We start from the raw sequence: 5,289 nt of genomic DNA, 5'->3' as shown, positions 1-5,289 counted from the left end.
TTAGGCTATTGGTTGGGAACTTGGGAGGGTACTATTGACCGAGAAACGGCAATCTGGGCCAGATTTTATGACTCGGAAGGCAATTTAATCCCCTTGCCAGAAGAAGCAGCACAGGAGCAAGCAGCTGCAGCACAGGAGCAAGCAGCTGCAGCACAGGAGCAAGCGGCCGCAGCACAGGAGCAAGCGGCCGCAGCACAGGAGCAATTAAATGCTACTCAGCAAGCTCTGGAAGCGGAAAGACAGCGTTCTCAACGGCTGGCGGCTCGTTTGCGAGAAATGGGGATAGACTTGTAGTACAAGTGTAACGAATGTTCGGGGTGGGGAGATGGGGAAATGACCTGATGGGGAGCTTTTTGCCTGACTGACGGGCAGATTTTCAACACAATCAGTGGTCGTGCCAAATTAATTTCCTCAACCTTGAGGAGAAATTCTGTCAACTTCGATCAAAAGCCGCGTAAATTCTGTATTTTCTCTGAAAGTCTTATACATAGCTTTTAAAATTGTGATCGTAGCGGTAGGCTAATTCAGATCAATTAAACTTCTTCCTCACTCCCGACTTTGTTAGTACCATGAAACCTAACTCTGGCCTTAAACGGTTATTATCCCTGATATCTGCCGTTTCTTGTAGTTCCCTCTTGATTTTATCCCCTCTAGCCCAGAGAGCGCAAGCAGACGATATTACGGATGCCCTAGAAGCGGTAATTGAATATACGGCTCAATTACACCAGATCAATTTTAAGTATTTGTTAAGCAATGGGCCGATAACCACTCCCTGCGGCGTAATTTCCCTAGCGGCTTTCTGCACTGTAGATAATACAGTCTATGTCAATCTCAAGCAAGTTACTGGTATTAGCGATAATCCTCTATTTCCCCTTTACGCCGTCGCTCATGAGGCCGCTCACGCTGTTCAGTGGAATCGGGGTATTGGTGGCATCGATGAAGGTGGAATGAGCATCGGCATTGAATTACAGGCCGATTGTCTAGCCGGAGATACCCTTTCCTGGTTATTTACCGAAGCGAGAGGTTTATCCAAACAGGATTATATAATAGCAGGAAAACTTCTAGCGGAAGCGGCCTCGGAAGTGGGCGATTTTGAAGCTCCTAATCGCTCCCACGGCACACCACAACAGCGAGGTGATTCGGTCCTGCAAGGATTCTACGGGGAAAATCATGAAGCCTGTATGCGTTAGCTAACACTCAAGGCTTTATTTCCCCTAGAATGCCTAAAAAAGCCTAAAAAACTACTGTAACCCTAACCAAGATAGCAGACCTTGGCCAGTTAGATACTCAATCAACAGGGTGATCACAAAACCAATCATAGCGGCTCTACCGTTGAGGCGCTCGGCATAGTCATTAAAACCAAATTTGGGATCTTCTAATTTGGGGGTTTGAGTCGGTTGTGGTTCAGTCATGATCTTTACAGTCCGTTTACATTTCTTTACTATTCTAGCGGAGTTAGAAGTTAGGTTGTAACTAATTTCTAACTCCTCTCTATTTGCCCTAATCTCGACCGTTAAGAGCGATTAAAAGGCGCAGAATAAAGATAAATAGGTTGATATAGGTCAAATACATCGATAAAGCAGCACTAAGATACTGTTCATCTCTGTAGGTACGGGGCAAGATGTAAAAGTCCACCACTGCCGAACCAGCAAACAAGAAAACCCCGATGCCAGAAATAGCAATTTCTAACCAGGTGGGAGTAGCACCACCAAAGATAGAGAAAATTAGCTGACCAATGAGAACAATAAAGAGAGCGAGAATACCGATGCTAACGGTTTGAGTCAGGGCTAAACCATCTTTTTCCGACAGATTAGAGCCGATATTCCGTCCCAACACAAAAGCAATGCCGCAACCGAGGGCAGCAATTGCTACTCCTCGCAAACCGACACCGGAAGTACCTAAGGCCACATAGACGATTCCACTGAGAGTATAGCCAGAAAGAAGACTATAGAGAGTCAGCAGGGGCAGAGCAGTGCCTGTATTGCCTCTTTCCGCAGTATTACGGGCGACAAAAAATAAAATAATCTCGGCAACCAGGGCGACAAAGAAAGTCGGGAAGAAAATCTGGGGATAGGATTGGATCACACCTAAACCGCCATAGGTTCCCACCGCAGTCAAAATTAGACCGCCACCGAGATAGGGCAGGGCCTTGGGGATAACATTGGGGCCGATAAGTGCTTGGCTTTTAGCCTCGCGTAAAGCTTGGCGAAAATTACTGGTATTACTCATGGTGACTAGGTTCGAGATACTTGTCTCAATCAATCTTGTTAAACAGAAACTATTCTTGATTAGTTCGTCAAGAATGGCAAATCGGAGGGAAGAAAAAAAGGTAAATTTTTCCCCCGGCATCGATTCCCTCTTGATTGTAACGAAAAGACTAGGGATCGAGCTAAGTAGGTAGGTGTTAAAAATTGTCAGATACCCCCCTTATCAAGGCGGGATCGGCACCCCCCTTATCAAGGGGGGATTAAGGGGGGATCGAACCGAAAATCCATTTTCACCCCCCTTGACCGCTCAAGTTACCTTAAACAGAAGCCCAATTCAAGGCGATTATGTCCCATAAACTGGATATTTCCTGTTTTTATTAACTACAATCTTCAGAGTATCCCCTGACCTAAAGCCAAACCTGTCACCAACATTCCTAACACTAGAAAAGGCTGGGCGCTGGCTTGATATTTGACATCATTTTTGAGCGGATCCCGCAAAAAATACATATCTTGGAAAGTGATCTGAGGGATAATTAATAACAGTAAAATAGCGGCATAAAGATTCTGATGAATACTAATCAGATAGCCAGCAATTCCTGCTTGAAAAACATCGATCATAATCACACAAATCCAAGCTGCGGTGGTAATTCCGAACATAACTGGCAAGGATTTTAAGCCTAATTTTTCGTCACCCTCCACACTTTTAAAGTCGTTGACCACAGCAATGCCTAAACCCGCCAGACTATAGATGAGGGTTAGGATCATAATTGTCCAATTTAACTGACCAAAAAGGGCGTGACCTGCCCACCAAGGTAAGGCTATATAACTAGCACCGAGGGCATAATTTCCTAGCCAACCATTTTGTTTTAATTTTAAAGGCGGCGCTGAATAAATATAGGCAATAAAAGAACCAAATAGGGTTAAACAGAGCATGAGCGGGAAATCATGACCGGCCCAGCGATCAAGAAGATAAGATATTCCTAACCCAGCTGCTAATAAAACCAAAATCTGACCGACCACTTGGGGAATAGAAATTGCCCCCGAAGGAATCGGACGATAGGGTTCATTAATTGCATCAATTTCTCGATCATAAAAATCATTTAAAGTTTGGGTATAACCAGTCATCAATGGACCAGAAAGTAACATACAGGTGGCCGCTTTTAAGACATCTTCTAAAGACCAAGTATAATTCCCCGATGAAGCCGCCCCACAGACAACCCCCCAAATTAGAGGAATCCAAGTGATCGGCTTCATCAATTGTAAGCGGATTTTCCAGAGGGAAGTTTCTGCCGATGAGGCCCCTTTCATGCCCAATAATTGGCGAGTTTTTGCGCCTCGATTATCCTTGTTTTCTATCTCGGTGTTCGACATAATCCCTTAAAAAGAAATAATTAAGTAACCGTCTTGGAATTTGGCCCCTTTTACCGCTCGTCCGGTTAGAGGCGGTGGTACATCAATATTACGCCGTTGATCCCCGGCTTCGATGGTTAATTCTGGACCCGATTGCGTCAGTTTTACCTGTTTTTTCTCGAATCCGGGTAAATAAACCTTTACCTGACCGGCTGCCGTATCGATTATTAACGGTTTGGGCGGCTGCACCGTGAGAAAATTGGGTAACTCGGCGATTAATTCCTGCCAATCTTCTCCTTGACGGTCGGGTAAAATCGCAGCCGGCAGCGGGGCAAAATCCTCCGTAGCACTCTGACAGCGATTAAAAATCACTCCCCCCACATTTAAACCGATTTGCTGCGCCCCACCCCAAAGATATTTGGCATCTGCGATCGCAATTGGATCATCATTGGTGACTAGATAGGCTAAAACTCGCCGAGGATCGGCTAAAGCGGAACGTCCCTCGTCTAGAATGTTATTATCGACCTTCTTCCCTAAACCGTCGGGATTAAAGGAGAAATTCAGCACGGCGGCGGCGATTGGTTGCAAAAAGGGAGAAAGGGTGCGACCAATCTCAGAATCGCTGAAAACCTGCCGGAAACGCCGTGAATACCAGCTGCCCACCTCTGGAATCCCTAACATTCGCAGACTGTTTATATCTCCGCTGCCGTCGTAGATGATGACATCGTAATTTCCGCTTTTATCCTGTTCCCGCAGGAAATTTAAGGCTAGAGCTTGGTCTATTCCGGGTAAAACGCCCAACTCTTGACCATAAACATTTTTCAAGGTGGGAGAACGCAAATACTGCTTTTCCAATTCCTTGACTTCTTCCCAACTTTTTTCTAGTAACTGGGTACTACTAAGCTGGACAACCGAGAGATTAGGGGCAATTTCCGTAATAGAGGAGCTAGGCGAGGCCTTGAGGAGTAATCCCCAAGCGGGACCAGAATCTTGCCCGATCAAGAGAACTTTTGACCCCAGACCAGCCATTTTCTTTGCCGAAGCGATCGCTATTGTACTGCGACCGCTGCCCCCCTTGCCCAAAAAGGTCAAAATTAAGGACATAATTAATTCCTAAGCGTTATATTTAGATGAGTTTGAGTTCATCCTCAAAAAACCAAGTAGCGGTCTTATCATCGAACTGGACAACAGCACCAACACCGCTGCCATCGGTCATCTTAAAATTTTTGATGACACCCACTTTACCCAATTTACCCGCTACGTCCGAGTTAACGCGGTCTCTTAAGCGACAGACCTTGACTTTTTGCCCGATTTCCATTACTTCCACAGTTTTAATAAGACGATAATTCAATAAACCAATCCTAAGTTTAATATAAATTCGTGTCAGATAAACCCCCCAATGATCTTCGGTCATTAGTCTTTCTAAGATCATCTGCACTTAGCGATCATATATACTAGGACATTGAACAAAATCAACTTCTTGCTTAGGATAGGCAATAGGCAATAGGCAATAGGCAGTTAGATAAGTAGCTGGTTATAATTGAATTAAAAATGGATTTTAGGTTCGATCCCCCCTGCCCCCCTTATCAAGGCTATCCATTAGTCGGATCTTTCTTAACAAAAAGAGAAGAAACTTAAAAAAAGGGGAAACGATTGATAGGTATAGTTTTGAAAGAAGGAATTAAGGTGGAGGTAAGCAAAAAAATGGAGAAATGGGCAGCCCAAGAATTAC

Annotated in this window: 6 protein-coding genes and 1 pseudogene; 2 read left to right on the top strand and 5 right to left on the bottom strand. The window is 44.7% G+C overall.

Annotated elements, in window-relative coordinates:
- Nucleotides 1-294, top strand: a pseudogene (locus tag IM509_RS05000) (Uma2 family endonuclease); the annotation flags it as partial.
- A 275-nt stretch (nucleotides 295-569) separates the two neighbouring features.
- The gene (locus IM509_RS04995) at nucleotides 570-1,190 is read left to right on the top strand and encodes a metalloprotease (protein WP_052277043.1); all 621 of its coding nucleotides are present in this window, start codon (nucleotides 570-572) and stop codon (nucleotides 1,188-1,190) included.
- A gap of 51 nt (nucleotides 1,191-1,241) precedes the next feature.
- Here the strand turns inward: IM509_RS04995 and IM509_RS04990 are convergent, their stop codons facing one another.
- The 5 genes from IM509_RS04990 to petP form a co-directional block, all read right to left on the bottom strand.
- Nucleotides 1,242-1,412 (bottom strand): CAB/ELIP/HLIP family chlorophyll-binding protein, encoded by a 171-nt coding sequence (locus tag IM509_RS04990; RefSeq protein WP_002742489.1) that lies wholly within the window; start codon nucleotides 1,410-1,412, stop codon nucleotides 1,242-1,244.
- Between the two features lie 88 nt (nucleotides 1,413-1,500).
- Nucleotides 1,501-2,229, bottom strand: a complete 729-nt coding sequence (locus IM509_RS04985) for a Bax inhibitor-1/YccA family protein (RefSeq protein WP_043996014.1) — start codon at nucleotides 2,227-2,229, stop codon at nucleotides 1,501-1,503.
- A 368-nt stretch (nucleotides 2,230-2,597) separates the two neighbouring features.
- Nucleotides 2,598-3,578: a chlorophyll synthase ChlG gene (chlG, locus tag IM509_RS04980; protein WP_072927582.1), complete on the bottom strand. Its 981-nt coding sequence runs from the start codon at nucleotides 3,576-3,578 to the stop codon at nucleotides 2,598-2,600.
- A gap of 6 nt (nucleotides 3,579-3,584) precedes the next feature.
- Complete coding sequence (locus IM509_RS04975; protein WP_052277044.1) at nucleotides 3,585-4,661, bottom strand: Get3/ArsA fold putative tail anchor-mediating ATPase NosAFP; 1,077 nt, start codon at nucleotides 4,659-4,661, stop codon at nucleotides 3,585-3,587.
- Between the two features lie 22 nt (nucleotides 4,662-4,683).
- Nucleotides 4,684-4,875, bottom strand: coding sequence for a cytochrome b6f subunit PetP (petP, locus tag IM509_RS04970; RefSeq protein WP_002742483.1), 192 nt, complete (start codon nucleotides 4,873-4,875; stop codon nucleotides 4,684-4,686).
- Nucleotides 4,876-5,289: the final 414 nt, after the last annotated feature.

The sequence above is a fragment of the Microcystis sp. M31BS1 genome, assembly GCF_020245285.1.
Classification (GTDB): Bacteria; Cyanobacteriota; Cyanobacteriia; order Cyanobacteriales; family Microcystaceae; genus Microcystis; species Microcystis panniformis.
Note: the sequence above shows the minus strand (reverse complement) of the source record. Positions and strands in the feature narration are given on the sequence as shown.

What these genes read in the sequence shown, in the direction of transcription:
- IM509_RS04995 (WP_052277043.1), top strand. Translation starts at nt 570, where the DNA reads ATGAAACCTAACTCTGGCCTTAAACGGTTATTATCCCTGATATCTGCC.
- IM509_RS04990 (WP_002742489.1), bottom strand. Translation starts at nt 1,412, where the DNA reads ATGACTGAACCACAACCGACTCAAACCCCCAAATTAGAAGATCCCAAA.
- IM509_RS04985 (WP_043996014.1), bottom strand. Translation starts at nt 2,229, where the DNA reads ATGAGTAATACCAGTAATTTTCGCCAAGCTTTACGCGAGGCTAAAAGC.
- chlG (WP_072927582.1), bottom strand. Translation starts at nt 3,578, where the DNA reads ATGTCGAACACCGAGATAGAAAACAAGGATAATCGAGGCGCAAAAACT.
- IM509_RS04975 (WP_052277044.1), bottom strand. Translation starts at nt 4,661, where the DNA reads ATGTCCTTAATTTTGACCTTTTTGGGCAAGGGGGGCAGCGGTCGCAGT.
- petP (WP_002742483.1), bottom strand. Translation starts at nt 4,875, where the DNA reads ATGGAAATCGGGCAAAAAGTCAAGGTCTGTCGCTTAAGAGACCGCGTT.